This is a genomic window from Nioella nitratireducens, from assembly GCF_001879715.1.
GTDB classification, from domain to species: Bacteria; Pseudomonadota; Alphaproteobacteria; order Rhodobacterales; family Rhodobacteraceae; genus Nioella; species Nioella nitratireducens.
The window spans coordinates 1-22962 of sequence record NZ_MNBW01000019.1 but is presented as its reverse complement, the minus strand read 5'-3'; the positions used below and the strand labels follow the sequence as shown (position 1 = coordinate 22962).

At 63.9% G+C, this 22962-nt stretch carries 20 protein-coding genes, 1 tRNA gene and 1 pseudogene; 11 read left to right on the top strand and 11 right to left on the bottom strand.

Going from position 1 to position 22962, the window contains the following annotated elements; genetic code table 11:
• Positions 1–312: 312 nt before the first annotated feature.
• Complete coding sequence (gene leuC / locus BKY27_RS16145; protein ID WP_071675522.1) at positions 313–1719, bottom strand: 3-isopropylmalate dehydratase large subunit; 1407 nt, start codon at positions 1717–1719, stop codon at positions 313–315.
• Between the two features lie 243 nt (positions 1720–1962).
• Between leuC and BKY27_RS16140 the strand changes: the two genes are divergently transcribed.
• Positions 1963–3333: a mechanosensitive ion channel family protein gene (locus tag BKY27_RS16140; RefSeq protein ID WP_071675521.1), complete on the top strand. Its 1371-nt coding sequence runs from the start codon at positions 1963–1965 to the stop codon at positions 3331–3333.
• 44 nt (positions 3334–3377) lie between these two features.
• On the opposite strand, the gene BKY27_RS16135 is transcribed toward BKY27_RS16140, so the two are convergent.
• Entirely contained in the window at positions 3378–5018 is a 1641-nt protein-coding gene (locus BKY27_RS16135) for a thiamine pyrophosphate-dependent enzyme (RefSeq protein ID WP_071675520.1), read from the bottom strand.
• 54 nt (positions 5019–5072) lie between these two features.
• Here BKY27_RS16135 and BKY27_RS16130 point away from each other — a divergent pair, with 54 nt between their 5' ends.
• Complete coding sequence (locus BKY27_RS16130; protein WP_071675519.1) at positions 5073–5618, top strand: NADPH-dependent FMN reductase; 546 nt, start codon at positions 5073–5075, stop codon at positions 5616–5618.
• Positions 5619–5706: 88 nt separating this feature from the next.
• Here BKY27_RS16130 and BKY27_RS16125 read toward each other — a convergent pair whose 3' ends face one another.
• On the bottom strand, positions 5707–6741 hold the full coding sequence (locus BKY27_RS16125; RefSeq protein WP_071675518.1) for an NAD(P)/FAD-dependent oxidoreductase: 1035 nt from the start codon (positions 6739–6741) through the stop codon (positions 5707–5709).
• Between the two features lie 49 nt (positions 6742–6790).
• On the opposite strand from BKY27_RS16125, the gene mnmD reads away from it, so the two are divergent.
• Positions 6791–7465, top strand: coding sequence for a tRNA (5-methylaminomethyl-2-thiouridine)(34)-methyltransferase MnmD (mnmD, locus tag BKY27_RS16120; RefSeq protein ID WP_071675549.1), 675 nt, complete (start codon positions 6791–6793; stop codon positions 7463–7465).
• Positions 7462–8343: a DMT family transporter gene (locus BKY27_RS16115; RefSeq protein WP_071675517.1), complete on the top strand. Its 882-nt coding sequence runs from the start codon at positions 7462–7464 to the stop codon at positions 8341–8343. Before mnmD ends, BKY27_RS16115 begins: the two co-directional genes overlap by 4 nt.
• Positions 8344–8376: 33 nt before the next feature.
• Here BKY27_RS16115 and BKY27_RS16110 read toward each other — a convergent pair whose 3' ends face one another.
• Genes BKY27_RS16110 through BKY27_RS16100 form a run of 3 tightly spaced genes read right to left on the bottom strand, consistent with a single transcriptional unit; the run spans position 8377 to position 11839 of the window.
• Entirely contained in the window at positions 8377–9180 is an 804-nt protein-coding gene (locus BKY27_RS16110) for a 3-hydroxybutyrate dehydrogenase (protein ID WP_071675516.1), read from the bottom strand.
• The gene (locus BKY27_RS16105; protein WP_071675515.1) at positions 9177–10679 is read right to left on the bottom strand and encodes a class I adenylate-forming enzyme family protein; all 1503 of its coding nucleotides are present in this window, start codon (positions 10677–10679) and stop codon (positions 9177–9179) included. Before BKY27_RS16105 ends, BKY27_RS16110 begins: the two co-directional genes overlap by 4 nt.
• Positions 10679–11839, bottom strand: coding sequence for an acetyl-CoA acetyltransferase (locus tag BKY27_RS16100; protein ID WP_071675514.1), 1161 nt, complete (start codon positions 11837–11839; stop codon positions 10679–10681). Before BKY27_RS16100 ends, BKY27_RS16105 begins: the two co-directional genes overlap by 1 nt.
• Positions 11840–11992: 153 nt before the next feature.
• On the opposite strand from BKY27_RS16100, the gene BKY27_RS16095 reads away from it, so the two are divergent.
• The 6 genes from BKY27_RS16095 to BKY27_RS16070 all read left to right on the top strand — a co-directional run bounded on the left by BKY27_RS16095 (position 11993) and on the right by BKY27_RS16070 (position 18233).
• Positions 11993–12535 (top strand): PAS and helix-turn-helix domain-containing protein, encoded by a 543-nt coding sequence (locus BKY27_RS16095; RefSeq protein WP_071675513.1) that lies wholly within the window; start codon positions 11993–11995, stop codon positions 12533–12535.
• A gap of 399 nt (positions 12536–12934) precedes the next feature.
• Positions 12935–14278: a substrate-binding protein gene (locus tag BKY27_RS16090; protein WP_071675512.1), complete on the top strand. Its 1344-nt coding sequence runs from the start codon at positions 12935–12937 to the stop codon at positions 14276–14278.
• Between the two features lie 131 nt (positions 14279–14409).
• The gene (locus BKY27_RS16085) at positions 14410–15441 is read left to right on the top strand and encodes a branched-chain amino acid ABC transporter permease (RefSeq protein ID WP_071675511.1); all 1032 of its coding nucleotides are present in this window, start codon (positions 14410–14412) and stop codon (positions 15439–15441) included.
• Between the two features lie 3 nt (positions 15442–15444).
• Positions 15445–16665, top strand: coding sequence for a branched-chain amino acid ABC transporter permease (locus tag BKY27_RS16080; RefSeq protein WP_071675510.1), 1221 nt, complete (start codon positions 15445–15447; stop codon positions 16663–16665).
• A gap of 12 nt (positions 16666–16677) precedes the next feature.
• The gene (locus BKY27_RS16075) at positions 16678–17436 is read left to right on the top strand and encodes an ABC transporter ATP-binding protein (protein WP_071675509.1); all 759 of its coding nucleotides are present in this window, start codon (positions 16678–16680) and stop codon (positions 17434–17436) included.
• Positions 17437–17477: 41 nt separating this feature from the next.
• A complete protein-coding gene (locus tag BKY27_RS16070) occupies positions 17478–18233 on the top strand; it encodes an ABC transporter ATP-binding protein (protein ID WP_071675508.1) in 756 nt (251 codons plus the stop codon).
• Positions 18234–18305: 72 nt separating this feature from the next.
• Here BKY27_RS16070 and BKY27_RS16065 read toward each other — a convergent pair whose 3' ends face one another.
• From BKY27_RS16065 to dapF, 5 genes and pseudogenes are all read right to left on the bottom strand, one after another.
• On the bottom strand, positions 18306–19082 hold the full coding sequence (locus tag BKY27_RS16065; protein ID WP_071675507.1) for a transglutaminase-like domain-containing protein: 777 nt from the start codon (positions 19080–19082) through the stop codon (positions 18306–18308).
• A gap of 343 nt (positions 19083–19425) precedes the next feature.
• A pseudogene (locus BKY27_RS16060) lies at positions 19426–19680 on the bottom strand (SDR family oxidoreductase); the annotation flags it as partial.
• Positions 19632–19754 (bottom strand): hypothetical protein, encoded by a 123-nt coding sequence (locus tag BKY27_RS20545; protein ID WP_267888898.1) that lies wholly within the window; start codon positions 19752–19754, stop codon positions 19632–19634. The gene BKY27_RS20545 and the pseudogene BKY27_RS16060, both read right to left, overlap by 49 nt.
• Positions 19755–19930: 176 nt before the next feature.
• Complete coding sequence (mtaB, locus tag BKY27_RS16055) at positions 19931–21187, bottom strand: tRNA (N(6)-L-threonylcarbamoyladenosine(37)-C(2))-methylthiotransferase MtaB (RefSeq protein WP_071675506.1); 1257 nt, start codon at positions 21185–21187, stop codon at positions 19931–19933.
• Positions 21184–22023: a diaminopimelate epimerase gene (gene dapF / locus BKY27_RS16050; protein WP_071675505.1), complete on the bottom strand. Its 840-nt coding sequence runs from the start codon at positions 22021–22023 to the stop codon at positions 21184–21186. Before dapF ends, mtaB begins: the two co-directional genes overlap by 4 nt.
• 133 nt (positions 22024–22156) lie before the next feature.
• Between dapF and BKY27_RS16045 the strand changes: the two genes are divergently transcribed.
• Positions 22157–22232: transfer RNA gene (locus tag BKY27_RS16045), tRNA-Lys, on the top strand.
• Positions 22233–22962: the final 730 nt, after the last annotated feature.

The following is a 22962-nucleotide window of genomic DNA, read 5'->3' as shown; positions in this document are numbered from 1 at the left end:
CAAATGTGTCAAAACAGTGCCGAAATGCGAATGCCCGACGGTTTCCCGCCGGGCATTTGTGCAAAACCGCCATTGCAGGCGGTCCCTCGTATTCCCCGCGCAACGTATGGGTCCCCCAAGTCGGTGGGCCCCGGAGCTGCGATTCCACCTTTGTGCAGCAGCGCTGTATGTCGGCCAAACCCGCACACGCTCTGAGCGGTGCGCCAAGCCCGACCAAATCGCCGTGTCGGGGGGCGGCCCGTCGATGCGCGGCGGCCTGCGGCCGCTGTTTCGCGCGGGGCGCAAGACAACCGGCGCAGGCGATTCGTGGCTTTACATCAGGTCGCGCACATCGGTCAGGTGGCCGGTCACGGCAGCGGCGGCGGCCATGGCCGGGCTCATCAGGTGGGTGCGCCCCCCACGGCCCTGACGCCCTTCGAAGTTCCGGTTCGAGGTTGCCGCGCAACGCTCACCGGGGGACAGTTGGTCAGGGTTCATGGCAAGGCACATGGAACAGCCCGCCAGACGCCATTCAAAACCGGCCTCCTTGAAGATATCGGCCAGCCCCTCTTCCTCGGCCTGCGCGCGCACAAGGCCCGAACCGGGAACCACCATCGCGCGGATGCCGTCCTTGATCTTCTTGCCCTTCAGCACGGCGGCGGCGGCCCGCAGGTCTTCGATCCGGCCATTGGTGCAGGAGCCGATAAAGACGGTGTCGATGGCCACGTCGCTCAGCTTCTGGCCCGGCGTCAGGCCCATGTAGTCGAGCGCGCGCTTGGCCGCATCGACCTTTCCGCCGGTAAAGTCTTCCGGGGCCGGAACGCTCGCCGTGATCGGCAGCACATCCTCGGGGCTGGTGCCCCAGGTCACGACGGGGGCGATATCCTCGCCCTTCAGCGTGATGACCTTGTCCCAATGCGCGTCGTCATCGGAATAGAGAGTCTTCCACCATGCCAGCGCCGCTTCCCACTGGGCGCCCTTCGGCGCGTGCGGGCGACCCTGCACATAATCAAAGGTCTTCTGGTCCGGCGCGATCAGGCCCGCGCGCGCGCCACCTTCAATCGCCATGTTGCACACGGTCATGCGGCCTTCCATCGACAGGTCGCGGATCGCTTCGCCGCAATACTCGATGACGTAGCCGGTGCCGCCTGCGGTGCCGGTCTCGCCGATCACGGCAAGGGTGATGTCCTTGGCGGTGACGCCCGGTTGCAACGTGCCGGTGATCTCGACCTTCATGTTCTTGGATTTCGACTGGATCAGCGTCTGCGTCGCCAGCACATGCTCGACCTCAGAGGTGCCGATGCCATGCGCCAGCGCGCCAAAGGCACCGTGGGTTGCGGTGTGGCTGTCGCCGCAAACCACGGTCATGCCCGGCAGGGTCCAGCCCTGCTCGGGGCCGACGATGTGCACGATGCCCTGACGCACGTCCGACACCGGGTAGTAGTGAATCCCGAATTCCTTGGCGTTGGTGTCCAGCGCAGCCACCTGAATGCGGCTGTCCTCTGGCATCTGGTCGGGGTTGTCGCGGCCCGGCGTGGTCGGCACGTTATGGTCCGGCACGGCGATGGTCTTGTCGGGCGCATGCACCGTGCGGCCCGTCATGCGCAGCCCTTCAAAGGCCTGCGGGCTGGTCACTTCGTGCACCAGGTGGCGGTCGATATAAAGCAGGCTGGTGCCGTCCTCGGCCTCGTGGGCCAGGTGGGCATCCCAGATCTTGTCGTAGAGCGTCTTGCCGGTCATCTTTGGGTCTCTCTCGGGGGTGTGGCTGCGAACAGGGTGGCGAAGGTCAGCTGGGCGATAGCCCGCTGACCCGCCCCGAGGCGCAGAGACCGTAAAACCGCCAGGGCAGGCGCGTCCGGTCATCCATGTCGAAAATTCGTGTCATCCCCCCGGCAGATACACCCGGCCCGCGCGCTTGCCAAGGGTTGCGCTTGCCCGTTGGGCCGCGACGCGCCATGATTCATCCAGCCCCGAAGGAGCATCATGGAGCCAGACACCCCCACCCCGCTCGACGCGGCCCCGTCACCGACACCGCTGGATCAGGCGGCCGATATCGGGCTGTCATTGTTTGACGAGCTGCGCACCTTCGCCGAAAGCCTGCTGCGCCCGTGGAATTTCTACCAGATCTGCATCGTCGCGGGCCTGCTGCTGGCCGCTTGGCTGCTACGCCGCCTGTTCGGCCCCCGCATCCGCAAATGGATGGCCTCGCGGCAGGGCTGGCCGATGTGGCGAATGCGCATTCTGGCCTTCGTGCACAAGCGGATGCTGGGCATCTTCTTCGTCGTCCTGATCTGGCTGACGGTCTGGATCATGCGCGAGGTGACATGGCCAAGCCGATCCTACCTGCTCAGCATCGCGGCGCGGTTGGCGGTGGCTTGGCTGGTCGTCACCTTCGTCACCCGCTATGTCCGCTCGCCCGTCATGCGCACCATCCTGCGATATGGCGCATGGAGCTATGTGACCCTCTCGATCCTGAACCTGACCGACCGCGCGGCGATCGTGCTCGACAGTGTCGGCTTCCCGATTGGCGGCATGCGCCTGTCGCTGCTGTTGCTGGTGCAGGCCTTCGTCCTCGTTTCGGCACTGCTCTTCGGGGCGCGTTTCCTGTCCAAGACCGCCTCGGCCCGTATCCAGCGAAACGAGGATATTTCCCCCTCGATGCGCGTGCTTGTGGTCAAGGCCGTGCAACTGCTGCTCTACGGCGCGGCGCTCTTTGCCGGGCTGCGCGCCGTCGGCGTCGACCTGACCGGGCTGGCGGTCCTCTCTGGCGCCATCGGCGTCGGGCTTGGCTTCGGTCTGCAAAAGGTCGTGTCCAACCTCGTCTCGGGCATCATCATTCTGTTGGACAAGTCGATCAAACCGGGTGACGTGATCAGCCTTGGCGACACCTTCGGCTGGATCAACACGCTCGGCGCGCGCTACGCCAGCGTCGTCACCCGCGACGGCAAGGAATACCTGATTCCGAACGAAGACCTGATCACCAACCAGGTGGTGAACTGGTCCCACTCCGACGCCTATGTGCGGCTCGACATCCATTTCGGCACGTCCTACGGCGACGACCCGCACAAAGTGCGCGCGCTGGCCATCGAGGCCGCGAAAAGCGTGGATCGCGTCCTTTCCATCAAGCAGCCGGTTTGCCATATCGTCGGCTTCGGCGACTCCTCGGTGGATTACATCCTGCGCTTCTGGATCGAAGATCCCACCGGCGGCCTTACCAACATCCGTGGCAACGTCTTTCTCGCGCTGTGGGACGCGTTCCACGAAAACGGCGTCTCGATCCCGTTTCCGCAACGCGAGGTGCGATTGCTGGATGACGCCGCCGCCCCGCAGACCGCGTCTGGTCGCCCGACCTAGGGCATGTCGCGCAAAAGTGGGAGCCATGCGGTTGGCAGGACACATCAGTCCTGTGTCAGATCGCTGATCGAAAAGCCGGTCGACAGCATGTCGGGATCAAGCCGTAGCTCGATGATATGCAGCCCGCCGGCCTCAGCCGCGCGATAGGCGGCGGGGAACTCCCCGGTTTTCGTCACCAGATGCCCGGTGCCGCCATAGGCCCCGGCCAGCGCCACGTAATCGGGATTGAACAGGTTGGTGCCCGACACCCGCTGCGGATAGCTCTTTTCCTGGTGCATCCGAATCGTGCCGTAGCGCCCGTTATTGGCCACGATCACGATGATATCCGCACCATATTGGCGGGCGGTGGACAGCTCTTGAATGGTCATTTGCAAACAGCCGTCCCCGGCAAGGCAGATCACCGGCCGCTCGGGGTGGTTCAGCTTGGCCGACACGGCGGCGGGCAGGCCATAGCCCATCGACCCCGAGGTCGGCGCCAATTGCGTGCCGAACTGGCGAAAGCGGTAATAGCGGTGCAGGAAGGCCGCGTAATTGCCCGCGCCGTTGGTGATGATCGTCTTGGGGTCGGCATTGTCGCGCAGCCAGCAGATGACCTCTTCCAGCTTCACCTCGCCGGGGGTTTCCTTGGGCGTCTGCCAGGCCTCGAATTCCGCCCGCGCGGCCTTTGCCCCCCGGTCGGCCCCCGCGCGATCGGGCAAGGCCGCCGCAAGCGCACCAAAGGCCGCCGCCGGATCGACCGTAAACGACAGCTCTGCCGGGTAGTGTTTCGACAGCGCATCGGGATCGGAACTCGCCTGCACGATCCGGGGCGGATGGGCGGCGTCGATCAACGAAAAATCCTGCGTGGTGATGTCGTTCAACTCGGCCCCGACCACCAGGATCGCATCCGCCTGCGACAAGCGCTTGCCCAACGCGGGGTTCATGCCCACCCCCAGATCGCCCGCATAATTGGGGTGATCGTTGTCGATATAGTCCTGCCGCCGGAACGTGGCCGCGATCGGCGCACCCAGACGCCGGGCGACCTCGGCCGCGGTTTGCGCGGTCGTGGCATCCCAACTGGACCCGCCAACCACGATCATCGGGCGCTCTGCCGTGCCCAGAACCTCCAGCACTCGTTTGGCCTGCCGGTCCGACATCTCCAGATCCGGCGACGCGGCGTCGGTGTGGGGCGTTTCCTCGGCAAGGGCCGACAGCACATCTTCCGGCAGCGCCAGCACGACCGGACCGGGGCGGCCCGACCGGGCAATCCGAAACGCCGTGGCGACATATTCCGCGATGCGGTCGGTGCGTTCGACCTCGGCCACCCATTTCACCAACGGCCCGAAAAACGCGCGGTAATCGACCTCTTGGAACACGCCCCGGTCACGGTGCTTCAGCGGGGCCTGCCCGACGAAACAGACCAGAGGCGTGGCATCATGCATGGCGATATGCAGGCCCGCGCTGGCATTGGTCGCACCGGGGCCGCGTGTCACGAAGACCACGCCGGGCATCGGCCCCATCTTGCCATGCGCCTCGGCCATCATCGCCGCGCCACCTTCCTGACGGCAGACGACGTTTTCCAGTCCGCTGTCGTGCAATCCGTCCAGCGCAGCCAGGAAACTTTCCCCCGGCACCGAGAAAACCCGCCGGACTCCGAAAGCCCTCAGACAGTCCACCAGGATTTGCCCACCATGTACATTTGCCATTCCAGACCTCGATCTTAGATTGTCCCGACAAGGTTTGATCGGAGTAGAGATAGAATGTCCAGCGGAACCCTTTTGGGGATTTCAGGCTCGCTACGCGCGGGATCGTACAATCGCAAGCTGATGCGCGAAGCGGCTCGGCTATATGCCCCCGCCACCTTCATCGAGGCCGACCTACGCCTGCCACTGTATGACGGCGATCTGGAAGACAGCGACGGCATCCCCGCCGAGGTCCAGCGCCTCGCCGACCAGATCAAGCACGCCGACGCGGTCGTGATCTCGGGCCCGGAATACAACAAGGGGCTGTCGGGCGTGCTGAAAAACGCGCTTGACTGGGTCAGCCGCACCAAGGGCAGCCCGTGGCGCGACAAGCCCGTGGCGATCATGGCCGCAACCGGCGGCCGCGCGGGCGGCGAACGCACGCAATGGACCCTGCGCCTCTGCCTGCTGCCCTTCCGCCCGCGTCTGTTGCCGGGGCCAGAGGTTTTGGTGGGCAGCACCTCGGACCAGTTCGATGCGGACGGGCGGCTGGTGAACGAACGCTACGAGGCGACACTGACCGAGCTGATGGCCGACCTGCGCAAAGAGGTCGCGCGCGGGTGAAAGGTTAACGGATTTCCGACAGGGGTGTCAGAAATAACCGACGCACCTGTCGGAAATCTTGGCCGGGGGACCGCCCCGGCCAGTTCTCCTACCCCTTGGGCAAGGACGCCTCGACCCGGAAACTCTCTGGAATCCGGTCTTCTCCGTCCAGCACCAGGTCGGCCATGAGCTGCCCGACAACGGGCGCCATGCCAAAGCCGATCTTGAACCCGCCATTGGCGATGAATTCCCGGTCCCGCCCCGGATAGGCCCCCAACATCGGCGCCCTCGATCGGGCGCGCGGGCGCAATCCGGCCCAGCGCTCCAACACGGTTTTGTTTTTTAAAACAGGGATCAAGCGCACGATCCGGCCCAGGATATCGTCCAGCCCGCCGTCACAGCGGCTGGAATCGTCGAACTCTCGTTCCGTGGTTGACCCAATAGCCACGGTCCCATCCGCATGGGGCACGGCATGCAGACCATCGACGAAAACCTGCGGCAAGTCGCGGGCGTCGTAATCGAGGATCGCGGATTGTCCCTTGATCGGCGCCCCCACAGGCTTGCCAAGCTCTTCCGACAACGCCACCAACCCCGCCGCGCCCGTCGCATGGACAACCTTGCCCTGTTCCGCGGCATCCTCGACGATCTCGCCACCCTTGGCGATCACCGCCGCCGCAAGGGCCGCCGTTGCCTTGCGCGGATGGGCGCGCGCAGTGAGCGTATCGTGGATCACAAGGCCCGATGGCGTGACCGGCACGAACGCCCCGAACTCCCGCACATCGCGGATCTCCCATGTGTATTTGCCCTTCCACAGCTCTTGCGCCGCGCGGGCGCGTTCGGTGGCCAATTCCAGCGCGCCCACCGGCTGGATGCGCCCCGTGCGGGCATAGCCCGGATCTTTGCCGCCCAGCTCAGCCACCTCTGCCCACAGCGCCTCGGCCATATCAAGGCTTTGAAATTGAAGCTCTTTCTTGTCGTTCCAGCGTTCCGGTGTGTGCGGCGCGAGCGCCCCGACCAGCCCGCCGGACGACCCCGAAGCCACCCCGTTCGGGTCGATTACCCGAACCGAAGCCCCCCGCACCAGACAAGCCCAGGCCACGCTCAGCCCGAAAATCCCCGCCCCCCTGACCGTGACATCCACCATGGATCGCTCCTGCTTGCCGAACCTCGCGGAACCCTTCATAGGTCAGGCCATGAGCAATGCCCAGACAGACCGAACCCTGTGGAAAGAGAACGGCGTTCCCGTGTCGGAACGCTTCGATGACCCCTATTTTTCGTTGGAAAACGGTCTGGCCGAAACGCGGCATGTGTTTTTACAAGGTAATGACCTGCCCGCGCGGTTCCGGCCCGGCTTTCGCATCGCCGAGCTTGGCTTTGGCACCGGGCTGAACCTGATCGCGGCGCGGCAGGCATGGCGGGCGGCGGGCATGGACGGCCCCTTGCGGTTCACCAGCTTCGAAGCGTTCCCGATGCCCCCCGAGGATGCGCTGCGCGCCCTGTCCGCTTTCCCCGAGGCAAACGCGGATGCCGGGGATGTCGCGGCGTTGCTGGCCGATCCGGCGCAGCCCCTGATCCGCGACGATATCGAGATGCAGGTGATCGTGGGCGACGCGCGCCAGACGCTGCCAAACTGGGACGACGCCGCAGATGCATGGTTCCTCGACGGGTTTGCACCGGCCAAGAACCCCGACCTGTGGCAAGCGGATCTGCTGGCCGAGGTCGGACGCCACACCGCACCGGGCGGCAGCTTTGCGACCTACACGGCGGCGGGCGATGTGCGACGCGCCCTTGTCGCCGCCGGGTTCGACGTCACCCGCGTACCGGGCTATGGCCGCAAGAGACACATGACCACGGGCAGGACACCATGAGTGCACAGAACACGCGGGCCGGCATCTTCCTGATGGTGCTGACCACCTTCATTTTTGCCATGCAGGACGGAATTTCTCGCCATCTGGCGGGGGAATACAACGTCATGATGGTGGTGATGGTCCGCTATTGGTTCTTCGCGGCTTTCGTGATGGCCGTGGCCACGCGAAAGGCCGGGGGCCTTCGGGCCGCCGCGGCCACGCAACAGCCGATCCTGCAAAGCTTTCGCGCGGTTCTGTTGGTGACGGAAATCTGCGTGATGGTTCTGGGCTTTACCCTGTTGGGGCTGGTGGAAAGCCACGCCGTCTTTGCCTGTTACCCGCTGTTGATCGCGGCCCTGTCCGGCCCGGTTCTGGGCGAACAGGTGGGCTGGCGCCGATGGGTTGCCATCGGGGTAGGGTTCCTTGGCGTTGTGATCATCCTTGAACCCGGCTTCGGCGTGTTCGATCCGCGCGCCGTGGTGCCGCTGGCCTCGGCCCTGATGTTTGCGCTTTATGGTCTGCTGACGCGCTTTGCCGCCCGCAAGGACAGCGCTGCCACCAGCTTTTTCTGGACCGGAACCGTGGGGGCCATCGCCATGACCGCGGTCGGAATCTGGTATTGGGAGCCGATGACCGCCCCCGATTGGGCGTGGATGGCGCTTTTGTGCGTTACCGGCGCTGCCGGGCATTTCACCCTGATCAAGACCTATGAACTGGCCGAAGCGAGCGCGGTGCAGCCCTTCGCCTATCTGCAACTGGTCTTTGCCTCGACCCTGGGGATCGTGGTCTTCGGCGAAGGGATAGAGGCCAACGTCGTCATCGGCGCGGCGATTGTCGTGGCGGCAGGCCTGTTCACACTGTGGCGGGCTCGGGCCCGGCAAACTTCTGCGCCGCGCTGATCACCCTGTCTGCCGATCCGCGTCAAGGGGCGCCTATTGTGCCGTCCAGCCCCCATCCACCGGGATCGCGGTGCCGGTGACGTTGTGAGAGGCCGGATCGCAGAGCCACAGCGCCAGACGCCCCATTTCGGACGGGTCGGACATGCGGCCCGAGGGCTGCTTGCCCGTAACCATCGCCGCGATTCCTTCCTCGCGGTACCCGCCATGGGCCGCGACCGCCGCGTCGATCTGCGGGCCAAGCAGCGTGGTTTCGGTCCAGCCGGGGCAGATGCAGTTCACGGTCACGCCGCCCGACTCTCGGCTGCCCGCCCGCGCATATTCCAGCGCGGCGACCTTGGACAGGCCGACCAGCCCGTGCTTGGCGGCCACGTAAGGCGCTTTCTCGACCGAGCCGATCAGCCCCTGCACGGAGGCGATATTGACCACCCGGCCAAAGCCGCGTTCGGCCATCACCGGCAGCGCGTGCTGCATGGTGTGGAATGCTGCCGACAAGTTGATGGCAAGGATCGCATCCCATTGCGCGCGCGGCATGTCCCTGATCGGTGCGGTATGCTGAATGCCGGCGTTGTTCACGAGGATATCCGCCCCGCCCCACGCCGCGACGGCCTCCATCAGTTCGTCTATGCGGTCGGGCTGGCGCAGGTCACCGGGAAAGAACTCGGCCTGAGGGCTGCCCAGTTTGTGCAAGTGTTCGCAGACCTCGTGGATTTGCGCGTCGCCCGCGATGCCATGCACCGCGATCCGCGCGCCAGCACCCGCCAATGCCTCGGCAATCGCCAACCCGATGCCTTGCACCGATCCGGTTACAAGGGCGGTTTTTCCCGAAAGGTCCGTCATCTGTCTTCCTCCAGCAATTTGCGCAACTCGGTCTTCAGCACCTTGCCATAGTTGTTCTTGGGCAGGGCCTTGACCCGCCGATACAACTTGGGCCGTTTGAACCGCGCGATGTTGTCGAGGCACAATTGGTCCAGCTCTTCCGGTCGGGCGGTGCCGACATAGAAAGCGGCGACGTCCTCGCCCCATTCCGGGTGGGCCTTGCCGACAACCGACGCCTCGGACACATCCGGGTGCATCAACAGCACTTCCTCCACCTCGCGCGGGTAGATGTTGGAGCCGCCGGAAATGATCATGTCCTTGGAGCGGTCTTGCAGGGTGACATAGCCGTCGGCATCCATGAAGCCCATGTCACCCGTCATCAGCCAGCCATTCAGCAGCGTCTTTTCCGTGGCTTCGGGGTTCTGCCAATAGCCGGGCATGACGGTGTCGCCCTTGACCATGATCTCGCCATGCTCGCCCACGGGCAGCGGGGTGCCTTGCGCATCGCCGATCCGCACCTCGACCGCCGATTGCGCGCGTCCGACAGAGGCCAGCCGGTCTCGCCAGCGGGGGTGGCTGCGGTCGGTCACGTCATGGCGGTTCAGCGCTGTGATCCCCATGGGGCATTCGCCCTGGCCATAGACCTGCACGAAGACGGGGCCAAAATGGTCCACCGCCTCGACAATATCAGCGACATACATCGGCCCGCCCGCGTAGACGATGGTCCGCAACCCCGCGCCGGTTTCACCGTTGGCCTTCGCCACTTCGGTCATACGTTTGACCATGGTGGGGGCGGCGAACATGTGAACCCGGCCATGGTGTTTGGCCAACGCGAAAATCTCGGCCTCGTCAAACCCACCCGAAGGCGGGAAGACATGGCGAGCACCCGCGCGGACATGCATCAGGTTGTAGATGCCCGCTCCATGGCTAAGCGGTGCGGCATAGAGCGCGGCGTCTTCGGCGCTGACGGGATCGGCATCGACCTCGTAGCAGAGTGCCATCGAGATCAGCATCCGGTGGGTGATCATCACGCCCTTGGGACGGCCCGTGGTGCCCGAGGTATAGAAGAGCCACGCAAGGTCTTGCGGGGCGCGGTCCTGTGGGGGCAGCGGGTTGCTTGCGTAGATCACGTCCATGCCCGCGCCGATATTCACGATCTCGCCCTCTGCCCCGGCCTCGGCCAGCGCTTCGGCCATTCCCGGAGATGCGAAGCTGAGCTTCGCCCCGGCATTCTGCGTGATCCACGCGGCCTCTCGCCCGTGCAGCTTGGCGTTGATCGGCACCACCGCAGCGCCCGCATACCACGCGCCATATTGGACGATCAGGTAATCGGGCACGTTCTGCATGAACAGCGCCACCCGGTCGCCGGGGCCGATACCCTTGGCGTCCAGCCAACCAGCGACGGCAGCGGCCTTGGCGTGGAAGCTGCCGTAGGTTTCAACCAGATCCGTGCCCAGATGCATCGCGGGGCGATCAGGGCTAGGCTGCGCCACGCGGTGAAGCCAGAAAGAGATGTTCATCAGGCGCGCTCCGCCTCTAGAATGGTGCAATAATTGGCGACTCCCGAGCCGCCCATGTTGAACACCATACCCAAAGACGCGCCCGCGTGCTGCATATCCTCAGCCGTGCCCGTGACCTGCCGCGAGATAAGGACGTGCATCGACACCCCCGTCGCCCCAACCGGGTGGCCCTTGGCCTTGAGCCCGCCCGACAGGTTCACCGGCAGTTTTCCACCGGGCAGAACCGTGCCATTGCGTAGCACGGTTTCGCCCTGCCCCGGCGCGGCGAGGCCCATGGCCTCGTAGATCATAAGCTCGGCGATGGTGAAACAGTCATGCACCTCGGCCACGTCCAGATCGTCGAGCGTGACACCCCCGGCAAGGAAAGCGCGGCGGAAGGCTTCCTTGGGGCCTTCAAAGGCGGTCAGGTCGCGGCGCGACATGGGCAGGAAGTCATTCACCTGTTCCGCCGCACGCAGGCGGACCGCGCGGGGCATGGCCTTGGCCACGTCATCGGCCACCAGCACGATGGCGGCGGCCCCGTCGGACACCAGCGAACAATCCGACATCTTCAACGGCGGCGCGATCATCGGGTTGCGCTCACTTTCCGAGGCGCAGAACGACACGGGCAGTTCCTTGTGCAGCTGCGCCAATGGGTTCGCCATGGCGTTCTTGTGGTTCTTGGCGGCGATCATCGCCAGCGCCTCGGTCTTGTCGCCGTATTTGTCGAAATAGGCCCGCGCGAAGCCCGCGAAGACGGCGGGGAAGGACAGGCCCGCTTCTTCTTTTTGATAGGCGGCATGGCCAAGGGCGGCGGCCACATCCGCCGTGGGCAGGTGCGTCATCTTCTCGACGCCCAACACAAGGGCCACCTTGGCCTCGCCCGCAAGGATCGCGTTGCGCGCCGCAAAGACGGCGGCCGACCCGGACGCACAGGCGTTTTCCAGCCGGGTCGCGGGGGTGAAGCGCAGGGCTGGGTCAATGGACAATGCCATCGAGGACGGAAAGCCATCGGGCACCATGCCGCCGTTGAAATGGCCCATCCAGATGCCATCCACATCACCGGGCGCAACACCCGCATGGGCCAGCGCCTCTCGTCCTGCATCGACGATCAGGTCTTCCAGCCCTTGCCCTTCGAGCTTGCCGAATTTCGTATGCCCCCAGCCGACGATATGGACCATGCTGCATTCTCCCTTTTTCCGGGGCAGAGCATGGGCGCGGGCAGGCGGGGCCGCAATTCCGTAGAACTACGGGCGAGCCGGACCAGGGGGCGGCACAAGGGGACGGCACAAGGGGAGTCCCAAAGCCAGGGCAAACCCGCTACACCCGTGGCCATGGACCCGCAAACACTTGCCTTTACACATGCGCCGATCGGCCTTGTCCTGCTGGAACACCGGGTGATCCGGGCCGCCAACCAGCGCTTTGCCGAGATGTTCCGTGGGCCGGTCGGGGCCTTCGAAGGTATGCAGATGGCGCGGCTTTACCCATCTGTGGAGGATTACCAGAGGATCGGGGAACGCGGGCTGGCGGTGCTGCGGGAAAGCCCAAGCTATGATGACGAGCGGATCATGCAGCGGCTGGATGGACAGCAGTTCTGGGCGCGCGGCCGGGGCCGGTCACTGACCCCCGACGATCCGTTTGCGCGCAGCGTCTGGTCGTTCTCGGACCTGTCGGAGGCGCGCCCCGTGGTGCACCTGACCCCGCGCGAACGCGAGGTGGCGATGATGACCGGCAAGGGCCTGACCTCGAAAGAGATCGGGCGCGCACTGGACCTGTCTTATCGCACGGTCGAGCAGCACCGCGCGCGGTTGTTGCAGAAATTCGAGGCGCGGAATCTGGCCGAACTGGTGGCGCGCGTCTCGGGAATGCCGTTCTGAGACGGGGCCAAGACGCGGTGCACTCACGCCCCTTTGGGCCGGACAGGATTCGCATTGTGCGTGTAACGGGGGCCTTGACCGACCGGGCCACCCCATGTTCGTAACCTTGCGTCGCGATCCGGGCCGGGTTGTCTGCCGGGTTTTTGGGCAAGCAGGGTGCCCGGTTTGGCGGTATCTGCCGTGGGACGAGGGTTCGTCCAAATAGCCCTACACGCAGACGGCTGATTTATATCATAATTTTCAACACCCCCGCCAAAATTGTAAAGAACTTTGCAAAACTTAATTTCGCCAGTTCGCCCGACTGGATAACAAATGGCTTCTTCCAGACTGTAAAGGAGGGCCATCGTTGCCCCTGCCCGGATTGGGAGGTCCAGGCGGAAAAATCCATGGGAGGAATATATGTCTACCAAGAGTTTCTCGCGTCGCGGCGTGCTGAAAGCTGGTGCCGCAACCGGTGTTGGCCTGGCGCTGCCGACGATCTTCACCGGCTCGGCCCGCGCGTTCACCAACGAACCCGGTGCGTCGTCCGTGACGCTCGGCTTCAACGTGCCCCAGACCGGCGCCTATGCCGATGAGGGTGCCGACGAACTGCGCGCCTACATGCTGGCGGTCGAGCACCTGAACGGCGAAGGCGACGGCGGCATGCTGAGCACCTTCTCCAGCCAGGCACTGGACGGAACCGGCATCCTTGGCCGCCGCGTCGAGTACGTGACCGGCGACACGCAAACATCGTCCGACGCGGCCCGCTCCTCGGCCCGCTCGATGATCGAGCGTGACGGCGCCATCATGATCACCGGCGGCTCGTCCTCGGGTGTGGCCATTGCCGTGCAGGGCCTCTGTCAAGACGCAGGCGTCATCTTCATGGCCGGTCTGACCCACTCGAACGACACCACCGGCAAGGACCGCCGCGCAAACGGCTTCCGCCACTTCTTCAACACCGAGATGTCCGGTCACGCGCTGGCGCCGATCCTGTCGAATGCCTATGGCAACGACCGCAAGGCCTATCACCTGACCGCAGACTATACTTGGGGCTGGTCGCAGGAAAACTCCATGCGCACCTACACCGAGGCACTCGGATGGGAGACCATCAACACGGTGCGCACCCCGGTGGGCGCGGGCGACTTCTCGTCCTACCTGACCCCGGTGGCGAACTCTGGCGCCGACGTGCTGATCCTGAACCACTACGGTGGCGACATGGTCAACTCGCTGACGCAAGCCGTGCAGTTCGGTCTCCGCGACATGATGGCCAACGGCAAGACGTTCGAAATCATCGTTCCGCTCTTCTCGCGCCTGATGGCCCGTGGTGCGGGATCGGCGATCGAAGGCATCTACGGCTCCACCAACTGGCACTGGTCGTTGCAGGACGAAGGGTCGCAAGCCTTTACCCGTTCCTTCGGCACCAAGTACGGCTTCCCGCCGTCGCAGGCCGCGCATACCTGCTACGTGCAGACCCTGCTCTATGCAGACGCCGTGCAGCGTGGCGGCAGCTTCAACCCCTGTTCGGTCGTGGAAGCGCTGGAAGGCTACGAGTTCGACGGTCTGGGCAACGGTCCGACCCTCTATCGCGCCGAAGATCACCAGTGCTTCAAGGACGTGCTGGTCGTGCGCGGGAAAGAGAACCCCGAGAACGATTACGACCTTCTGGAAGTTGTCGAGATCACCCCGCGTGAGACCGTCACCTATCCGATCGACCACCCTGACTTCCAGGGCGGATCGCTCGGCTCCTGTAACCCCGGCGCATAAGCCAGGGCACAGTTCGGACCCGGGCGCGCCTCACCAGCGCCCGGGTCTTTTTGGCACCGTCCGGGGCCCACACGCCCCCCCGGACTGAGAGCCGCGTATATCGGCACATCGGCAAAGGATCCCGTGCAGCCATGGAAACCATCATCCTGCAAATTCTCAACGGCCTCGACAAAGGCTCGGCCTATGCGCTGATCGCGCTTGGCCTGACGCTGATTTTCGGCACGCTCGGGGTCGTCAACTTCGCCCATGGCGCGCTGTTCATGCTGGGCGCGTTCTGTGCGGTGACGCTCAACAAGATCTTCAACCTGTCGTTCGAGGCGATTGATCCGACCCGCACCGACTTTCTCGGCAATCCGATGGTAGTCAATACACCATATGTCGAGGCGTGGTTCGGCCCAGAAATGGGCCATTCGATCATCGACTGGTCGGTGCCGCTGTCGATCCTGTTCGCGATCCCGATCATGGCCTTTATCGGCGTGGCGATGGAACGCGGCCTGATCCGCTATTTCTACAAGCGGCCCCATGCAGACCAGATCCTCGTGACCTTCGGTCTGGCCATCGTGCTGCAAGAGATCGTCAAGGCCTTCTACGGCGCCAACCCGATCCCGATGCCCGCGCCCGAGGCCTTTACCGGCAGCTTCGACTTTGGCCGGTGGATCGGCTTCGACGCCTACGCCATCATGTATCCCTACTGGCGCCTCGTCTATTTCGGCTTCGCCGCCGTCGTGATTGGCGCGGTCTTCGCCTTCCTGCGCTACACCACCTTCGGGATGGTCGTGCGCGCCGGGATGGCCGACCGCGAGACCGTGGGGCTTTTGGGCATCGACATCGACAAGCGCTTCGTGGCCATGTTCGCCATCGCCTCGATCGTCGCGGGCCTTGCGGGCGTGATGTATACACCGATCCTGTCGCCGAACTATCACATGGGGATGGATTTCCTCGTGCTCAGCTTCGTTGTGGTGGTTGTCGGCGGCATGGGCAGCCTCGAAGGCGCGGTTGCCGCGGGCTTCCTGCTCGGCATTCTGCAAAGCTTTGCCTCGATGTCGCAAATCATCGAATTCATTCCCGGCATCAACCAGGTGATCATCTACCTCGTTGCTGTCGTCGTGCTATTGACCCGCCCCCGTGGCCTGATGGGCCGCAAGGGCGTTATGGAGGACTGATCCATGCTTGGATTGAACAAGGCGGATCTGCGGCTCTTCCTCATCGTGATCGCGATGCTGGTATTCGCGCCCATCCTGCTGAACCCGTTTCCCGACACCTCCGGCATGGCCCAGTTCAACGCGGGCTACCCGGACCTGATGCAAAAGTTGGTGATCTTCGGCATCTTCGCCATCGGTTTCAACATCCTCTTCGGCCTCACCGGCTATCTGTCCTTCGGTCACGCAGCCTTTCTGGGCATCGGGTCTTACACCGGTGTCTGGATGATGAAGCTCTTGACGATGAACGTGATCCCGGCGCTGATCGCATCGGTCGTGGTCGCCGGGGCCGTGTCGCTTCTGATCGGATACGTCTCGCTGCGCCGCTCGGGGATCTACTTCTCGATCCTGACTCTGGCTTTCGCGCAGATGTTCTACAGCCTCGCCTACTCGGTGCTGACGCCGATCACGGGCGGTGAGTCTGGCCTGTCGCTGTCGACCGACGATCCGCGCATCTTCGGGGTTCAGGCCACCGACGGGGGCAACATCCCGGTGCCGACCGTCTTCGGCCTCGACATGTCGCACGCCGTCACGCTGGATTTCGGCGCATGGTCCTTCACGATCAGCACCGGTTACTACTTCGCGGCAATCATCATGGCGCTTGCCTTCTACCTCGCTGTGCGCATCTTCCGCTCGCCCTTCGGGCTGATGCTGCGCGCCGTGAAATCAAACCAGAACCGGATGAACTACACCGGCCTGAACCCGCGCCCCTACACGCTGGCGGCCTTCGTGATCTCGGGCATGTATGCTGGCCTGGCCGGTGGCCTAATGGTGGCCATGGACCCGCTGGCAGGCGCCGAGCGGATGCTTTGGACCGCCTCGGGCGAGGTGGTTCTGATGACCATCCTCGGCGGCGCGGGCACCCTGATCGGCCCAATCCTCGGGGCCGGCCTGATCAAGTATCTCGAGTCGATCGTTTCGACGATCAACGACTCGGTCGTGCATGGCTGGTTCGCCCCCTTGCCCGATTGGCTGGAAAACACGCTCGTCACCGTGTTGCACCCCTTCATCGGCAAGGGGTGGCACCTGACCCTCGGCCTCGTCTTCGTGCTGGTCGTGTGCTTCTTGCCCGGCGGCATCGTGGAAGGCGGCAAGAAGCTGGGCAACCTGTTTCGCCGCAAGCGCAGCAACGGCGACGCGCCAACCCCGGGCACCGGGTCCACCACGGCCGAACAGCCGGGCGAGTGAGGAGAGACGTCGATGGGAATTCTTGAAGTATCTGGCGTCAACAAGCGCTTCGGGGGCCTGCAAGCCCTCGGTGATGTCAACCTCAGCGTGGCGGAAGGATCCTGCCACGCGATCATCGGGCCCAACGGGGCGGGCAAGTCCACGCTGCTGAACTGCCTTGTCGGCAAGCTGATCCCCGACTCGGGCACCGTAACCTTCGACGGGCAAAGCGTTCTGGGAAAGAAGCCCTTCGAGATCAATCAGATGGGGATCAGCCGGGTGTTCCAGACGCCCGAGATCTTCGGGGATCTCACGGTGCTGGAAAATACGCTGATCCCTTGTTTTGCCAAACGGGACGGGGTTTTTCGGATGCACGCCATCGAAAGCATCGCCCACGAAGCGGACCTTCTGGCGCAGGCCGAGGGGATGCTGGAAGAGCTGGGCATGATCGACAAGCGAAACATGCACGCTGCCTCGCTCTCTCGCGGTGACAAGCGACGGCTGGAAATGGCGATGAGCCTTGTGCAGAACCCGCGCCTGCTGCTGCTGGACGAACCCACCGCAGGGATGGCGCGGGCCGATACCAACAACACGATCGACCTGCTGAAACAGATCAAGGAAATGCGCAACATCACCATGGCGATCATCGAGCATGACATGCACGTTGTGTTCAGCCTGTCCGACAGGATCACCGTGCTGGCGCAGGGCACGCCGCTGGTCGAAGACCTGCCGGAAAACATCAAGGGCAATCCCAAGGTCCGCGAAGCCTATCTTGGCGAAGCCCAGGTCTGACCGGAGCCGCGCCCGGTTCGGGCCAATGGAGGAACTAACGCATGAACGTCAAACCGGAGTTCGACCCGAACGCCAACCATGCCTCGCACGCCCCGGCCTTCCTGTCGGTCTGGGAGCTGGACGCTTATTACGACGAAAGCTACATCGTCCAGAATGTCAGCTTCAACGTCCATGAAGGCGAAATCCTCGCCCTTTTGGGGCGCAACGGGGCGGGAAAGACTTCGACCCTGCGCGCCATCGCCCGGGTCGACAACCCCGAGCTGCGCCATGGCGAGATCTGGCTGGATCACCAGCCACTGCACACCATGAAAAGCCACCAGGCCGCTGTCGCGGGCCTCGCGCTTGTGCCCGAAGACCGGCGGATCATCCCCGGCCTGACCGTCGAGGAAAACCTTAAGCTGGCGCAGATCACGCCGCCTGTTGGCTGGTCGCTGGACCGTCTCTACGAACTGTTCCCGCGCCTTGGCGAACGCCGCAAGCAAGAGGGCGTGACGTTGTCGGGGGGCGAACAGCAAATGCTGGCCATTGCCCGCGCATTGGCCCGCGACATCAAGGTGCTGTTGCTCGACGAACCCTACGAAGGGCTGGCCCCTGTGATCGTGCAGGAAATCGCCAAGACGCTGAACGTGATCCGCGACCAGGGCATCACCACGATCATCGTGGAACAAAACGCTTTGGCGGCACTGGATCTGGCTGACCGCGCCGTGATCCTAGACACTGGCTCGGTCGTGTTCGACGGCGACGCCAAGGAAGTGCTCCAGAACAAGGAACTGCGCGAGGAATACCTCGCCGTCTGAGGGCGTTTCCAGATAGCTCAACGCTGACGGCCCGCCCCTGCGCGGGCCGTTTTCATGCATGGGCTTCGCCGATCAGACCCGCGACACCTGAACCTGCTGAAACAGCATTTCCGCCGGCGCCTCGGAATCCATGAAGGCGATGTCATAGGCATCGCGCCCGACCCCGACCACCGCGATCGCATCCTGTGCGCACATTCCCGTGGGATCGACCAGATGCCAGCCATTGTCCAGCCACACCTCGGCCACGGCATGAAAATCCTGCGGCCAGACATCCGCACCATAGGCCGCCACCGCCCGCGCCGGGATCTGGGCTGCGCGAACCAGCGCGCAGAACAGGTGCACATAATCGCGGCACACTCCTTGTCGGGCGGCAAATGTATCCAGAACATCGGTATCGGCGTGGGAACTGCCCGGCACATAGGACATTTCCGCCTCAACCCAATCGCGCATCGCCGCCACTTTTTGTCCGCCAACCAGATGCCCGAACCGTTTTTCGACAAAGGCCATGAACTTGTCGGACTGGCAATAACGCGACGGGCGCAGGTAGGGGGCGACAGCGCCCGGGATCATGTGCAGCGGCATGGCCCGCAGCCCGTCAAGCGACGTGACAGGCCGCGAGATGTCGAGCATGGCGCGATAGGTCAACCGCATCTCCAACCCTGGCACCCGCGCCCAGATCCGCTCACCGATCGCGTCATCCCCAATGATCCGATCAACGCGCGCATCGCCAAGCTGCATCGTGGAGTCCAAGACCTGCTGCCCGTCGGTCCGCGCCGTCTCCAACGCTAGAAACACCGTGTTGGGACGGGAGAAGCGATAGTGCATCTGGACGTCGATCGAGATCCGCATGTGAGGCCCTTTCCGCCAAGCAATGGGGCAAGCCCTGCCCGTTTACAGAAGGCCCCTTGAAGGCCCGATCCTATCAGGCCCGCCACCCGTGACTGTCGCTGCTACGAGGTCGCCTTGTCGAGGGCTTCTGTCGCCAGAAAGCCGTCTTCATACCCCCCGGCGATCGCCTTGGTCGTGGCTGTGTTGAGGGACTATGCGCCTTTGGCCAGACGTCTCGCAAGCTCCTGCATTTGCGCGTAGAGCTCAAATCTATGCGCGTGAAATCGTTCCAAGGCGGCTCGTGGAACACATATGTCGTCAGCCGACGACATCGCGGCCATTGCATCCGAGATCGTAGCGAAGGCATGCGGATGCCGTGTTCGGACACCTGCCGGCGGGTCGTGTGCAGGAAGGCCTGCACCGCGAATTTCGACGCGGTGTAGATGGGTTCCCACACCACGGGCACCACGCCCGCGACGGAACTGGTGAACAGGATGTCGCCGGTCTGGCGCTCGATCATGCGCGGCAGAACCGCGTTCACGCAGCGGAAGGCGGCGTTGATGTTGAGGTTCAGCATCTTGTTCCAGGCATCGGGGTCACCCTCTGCCGCCGGGCCGCCGTCTGCTCACCCTTCAGCGCGTCCAGCGCCACCTTCACCTTGAACTCAGGCGAATGCTGCTTCCGCTTCGACATCTCTGATCTCCTTCTCGTCGAAGACCAGCAGACAGCAAATCATAGCCTACGTCAGTGTCCGAATTTGGGGGGTAGCTCGGTATAACGGGGCGCTGTTCAGGGCAGGGGGACGACCCGACCACCGCACTCCGGCGCGCGGGTGGTGGGCAGGATGCCCATCCTGCGAGGTGGTGGTCTCAGGCGTGAAGTTGGGTGCCCGCGACCCCGGCGATGACGACGTCGACGATCTGGCCCTCGGGCTGCGGGTCGGCGAAGGTGACTTCGGTGAATTGCTCGGTCCGGCCCATATGGGGATTTTCCAGCAGCACCTTGTGCGCCCGCCCCACCTGCGCGTCCAGATGGCGGGCAACCTGTGCCGCCCCCGCCGCGCGCAGACGCGCCGCGCGCGCCTTGATCGCCTTGCCGTTCACCTGCGGCATCCGCGCCGCCGGGGTGCCGGGGCGGGGCGAGTAGGGGAAGACATGCAGCCATGTCAGCCCGCACTCCTCGACCAGCGCCAGCGAATTGGCGAACATCGCCTCGGTCTCGGTCGGGAAACCCGCGATGATATCGGCGCCAAAGGTCATGTCGGGGCGCAGGCGGCGGGCCTGCTCGGCAAAGGCAATGGCGTCTTCGCGGGAATGACGGCGCTTCATGCGCTTGAGGATCATGTTGTCGCCCGCCTGCAAGGACAGGTGCAGGTGCGGCATCAGGCGCGGCTCGGTGGCGATGGCCTGCATCAGGTTGTCATCCACCTCGATCGAATCGATGGAGGAGATACGCAGGCGCGGCAGGTCGGGCACCAGTTTCAGGATGCGCATGACCAGATCGCCAAGCTTGGGTTCTGACGGAAGGTCGGCGCCCCAAGAGGTCAGGTCGACGCCGGTCAGCACCACCTCGTTATAGCCGCGATCCACCAGCCGCTTGATCTGGTCCACCACGACGCCAGCAGGGACCGAACGCGAATTGCCCCGACCATAGGGGATGATGCAGAAAGTGCAGCGGTGGTCGCAGCCGTTCTGGACCTGCACGTAGGCGCGGCTGCGCGTGCCGAAACCGTCAATCAGGTGGCCGGCGGTTTCCGTCACGCTCATGATGTCGTCGACCATGAGTTTCTGGGTCTCGCCGATGAAATCGCCCGCAAGGCCCGCCCATGTCTCGGGTTGCATCTTTTCGGTGTTGCCCATGACGACATCCACCTCGTCCATCGCGCGGAAGGTCTCGGGTTCTGTCTGTGCCGCGCATCCCGTGACGATGATGCGCGCGCCGGGATTGTCGCGGCGGAGTTTGCGGATCTCTTGCCGGGCCTTGCGCACCGCCTCGGCCGTCACCGCGCAGGTGTTGACCACCACGGCATTGCCGACCCCGGCCTCTTGGGTCAGGGCCTTCATCGCCTCGGTCTCATAGGCGTTCAGGCGGCAGCCGAGCGTGTGGAACACAGGCGGGGTCGTCATGCCAGCCCCGCCAGGAAATCAGGCGTCAGGACGGCGTCGAAGACATGGGCGGTGGGGCCGGTCATCCAGACGCCATCCTCGCGCCAGTCGATGTGGATGGTGCCGCCGTCAAGCTCGATTCGCACCGTGCGTCCGGTCAGGCCCCGCCGCGCCGCCGCCACCGCCGTGGCACAACTGGACGAGCCAGAGGCGAGGGTGATCCCCGTGCCCCGCTCCCACACCCTCATGCGCAGGTGGTCGGGGCCGATGACATGGGCGAATTGCACATTGGTGCGCTGGGGAAAGAGCGGATCGTGCTCAATGACGGGCCCGTGCGCCGCAAGGTCCACCGCCTCTGCATCCTCGACGAAGTAGGTGCAATGCGGGTTGCCCATGCCGGTCGCGGTGGGCGCGCCGTCCAGCGGCAGCCTCAGCGTGTCCATCTCGCGCGCCAATGGAATGGCGTCCCACGCAAGCTGTGGTGGCCCCATGTTGACAGAGGTCAGCCCATCGCCCGTATCCAGCGCCGAAAGCAGCCCCCGCTCGGTCCGCAGGCTCAGCGCCGCCTTGCCCGTGCGCGCCATCTCGTAGCGCGCGATACAGCGGGTTGCGTTGCCACAGGCCGCAGAGAGCGAGCCGTCGGAATTGTAGAACACGAGGCGCAGGTCGGCCTCGGCGTCGTCATGGATCACCGCGAGCTGGTCGAACCCCACCCCGCGATGCCGATCCGCCAGCGCCGTCGCCAATGCGGGCGTCATCACGACGGGGGTCTGCCGCGAGTCGAGGACCACGAAGTCATTGCCAAGCCCGTGCATTTTCATGAAGGGCAGGCCGGTATGAAGCATGTTTTCCGCCATGGCCGGGGATATACGCCTTCGGATGTCGATTTGAAATCCCAAAGGGCAGTTTTTCCCTTGACGCCCCCCGGTGGTGTTTATAGAGAACCCGCCTGTGAGGGGGCGCCGCAGGGCGCCTTTCACATCTCAGAGTGGGCCGTTAGCTCAGTTGGTAGAGCAACTGACTTTTAATCAGTGGGTCGCAGGTTCGAATCCTGCACGGCTCACCACTAAAATCAAAGGCTTAGCCGGTATCGGCTGAGCCTTTTGTTTTTCATGGCTACCACCGGGCTACCACGGATTGCCATTTCGGGGCGCTGGGCGGGTCACGCGGTAGGGGACTATCCATCACCCCCGCGCCGGGGTAGCGCAGGGGTTCCTGTCGCGCAAAATTTTCACCCTCTGCACCTTTCCATGAAGCTCGGAACCGGCTGTCGATCTGAGCGAAGCGGCGGCGAATGAGCATAGCGGAAATCGGTTGGGATCATCTGGAAACTCTTGTTTTTCATGTAACCTTTGTAACTTTGTAACCTCTCTTGTAACTATCTGATATATAGTAACTTTTCTGCTCCCGTTGGGTTACAAATAGAAATTTTGTTTTGTAACCATGTAACCCATAAGTCTTTGTTTTTAATGAATAACTGCTTTCAAAGGCGCGTTCGCACCTCAGAAATGGGCGAAAAATACCCCTGCTTTGAGCGCAAGGGCCGGGGCGACGGTGTGGCCGGGGTGACACTGTGTCAGGGGTCACAGATCGAGGAGGTGGGGGGGCGTGGAAGGCCCCTGCGGCCCTTCTATCTGCGCGCGGGCGCACAGAGTTGCATGGGTTGCACCTTTTTAGCAAAGTCCAATGTCAAAACTCATGCGCTCTGCCGCACCGTATTGGACCTGTCGCGGTTTGGTGCCGCTCCTTTGATAGCATAATGTGCAGCAAAGGAGACGAGCTATGGGCACAGGAAG

What these genes read in the sequence shown, in the direction of transcription:
- leuC (WP_071675522.1), bottom strand. Translation starts at nt 1,719, where the DNA reads ATGACCGGCAAGACGCTCTACGACAAGATCTGGGATGCCCACCTGGCC.
- BKY27_RS16140 (WP_071675521.1), top strand. Translation starts at nt 1,963, where the DNA reads ATGGAGCCAGACACCCCCACCCCGCTCGACGCGGCCCCGTCACCGACA.
- BKY27_RS16135 (WP_071675520.1), bottom strand. Translation starts at nt 5,018, where the DNA reads ATGGCAAATGTACATGGTGGGCAAATCCTGGTGGACTGTCTGAGGGCT.
- BKY27_RS16130 (WP_071675519.1), top strand. Translation starts at nt 5,073, where the DNA reads ATGTCCAGCGGAACCCTTTTGGGGATTTCAGGCTCGCTACGCGCGGGA.
- BKY27_RS16125 (WP_071675518.1), bottom strand. Translation starts at nt 6,741, where the DNA reads ATGGTGGATGTCACGGTCAGGGGGGCGGGGATTTTCGGGCTGAGCGTG.
- mnmD (WP_071675549.1), top strand. Translation starts at nt 6,791, where the DNA reads ATGAGCAATGCCCAGACAGACCGAACCCTGTGGAAAGAGAACGGCGTT.
- BKY27_RS16115 (WP_071675517.1), top strand. Translation starts at nt 7,462, where the DNA reads ATGAGTGCACAGAACACGCGGGCCGGCATCTTCCTGATGGTGCTGACC.
- BKY27_RS16110 (WP_071675516.1), bottom strand. Translation starts at nt 9,180, where the DNA reads ATGACGGACCTTTCGGGAAAAACCGCCCTTGTAACCGGATCGGTGCAA.
- BKY27_RS16105 (WP_071675515.1), bottom strand. Translation starts at nt 10,679, where the DNA reads ATGAACATCTCTTTCTGGCTTCACCGCGTGGCGCAGCCTAGCCCTGAT.
- BKY27_RS16100 (WP_071675514.1), bottom strand. Translation starts at nt 11,839, where the DNA reads ATGGTCCATATCGTCGGCTGGGGGCATACGAAATTCGGCAAGCTCGAA.
- BKY27_RS16095 (WP_071675513.1), top strand. Translation starts at nt 11,993, where the DNA reads ATGGACCCGCAAACACTTGCCTTTACACATGCGCCGATCGGCCTTGTC.
- BKY27_RS16090 (WP_071675512.1), top strand. Translation starts at nt 12,935, where the DNA reads ATGTCTACCAAGAGTTTCTCGCGTCGCGGCGTGCTGAAAGCTGGTGCC.
- BKY27_RS16085 (WP_071675511.1), top strand. Translation starts at nt 14,410, where the DNA reads ATGGAAACCATCATCCTGCAAATTCTCAACGGCCTCGACAAAGGCTCG.
- BKY27_RS16080 (WP_071675510.1), top strand. Translation starts at nt 15,445, where the DNA reads ATGCTTGGATTGAACAAGGCGGATCTGCGGCTCTTCCTCATCGTGATC.
- BKY27_RS16075 (WP_071675509.1), top strand. Translation starts at nt 16,678, where the DNA reads ATGGGAATTCTTGAAGTATCTGGCGTCAACAAGCGCTTCGGGGGCCTG.
- BKY27_RS16070 (WP_071675508.1), top strand. Translation starts at nt 17,478, where the DNA reads ATGAACGTCAAACCGGAGTTCGACCCGAACGCCAACCATGCCTCGCAC.
- BKY27_RS16065 (WP_071675507.1), bottom strand. Translation starts at nt 19,082, where the DNA reads ATGCGGATCTCGATCGACGTCCAGATGCACTATCGCTTCTCCCGTCCC.
- BKY27_RS20545 (WP_267888898.1), bottom strand. Translation starts at nt 19,754, where the DNA reads ATGTCGAAGCGGAAGCAGCATTCGCCTGAGTTCAAGGTGAAGGTGGCG.
- mtaB (WP_071675506.1), bottom strand. Translation starts at nt 21,187, where the DNA reads ATGACGACCCCGCCTGTGTTCCACACGCTCGGCTGCCGCCTGAACGCC.
- dapF (WP_071675505.1), bottom strand. Translation starts at nt 22,023, where the DNA reads ATGGCGGAAAACATGCTTCATACCGGCCTGCCCTTCATGAAAATGCAC.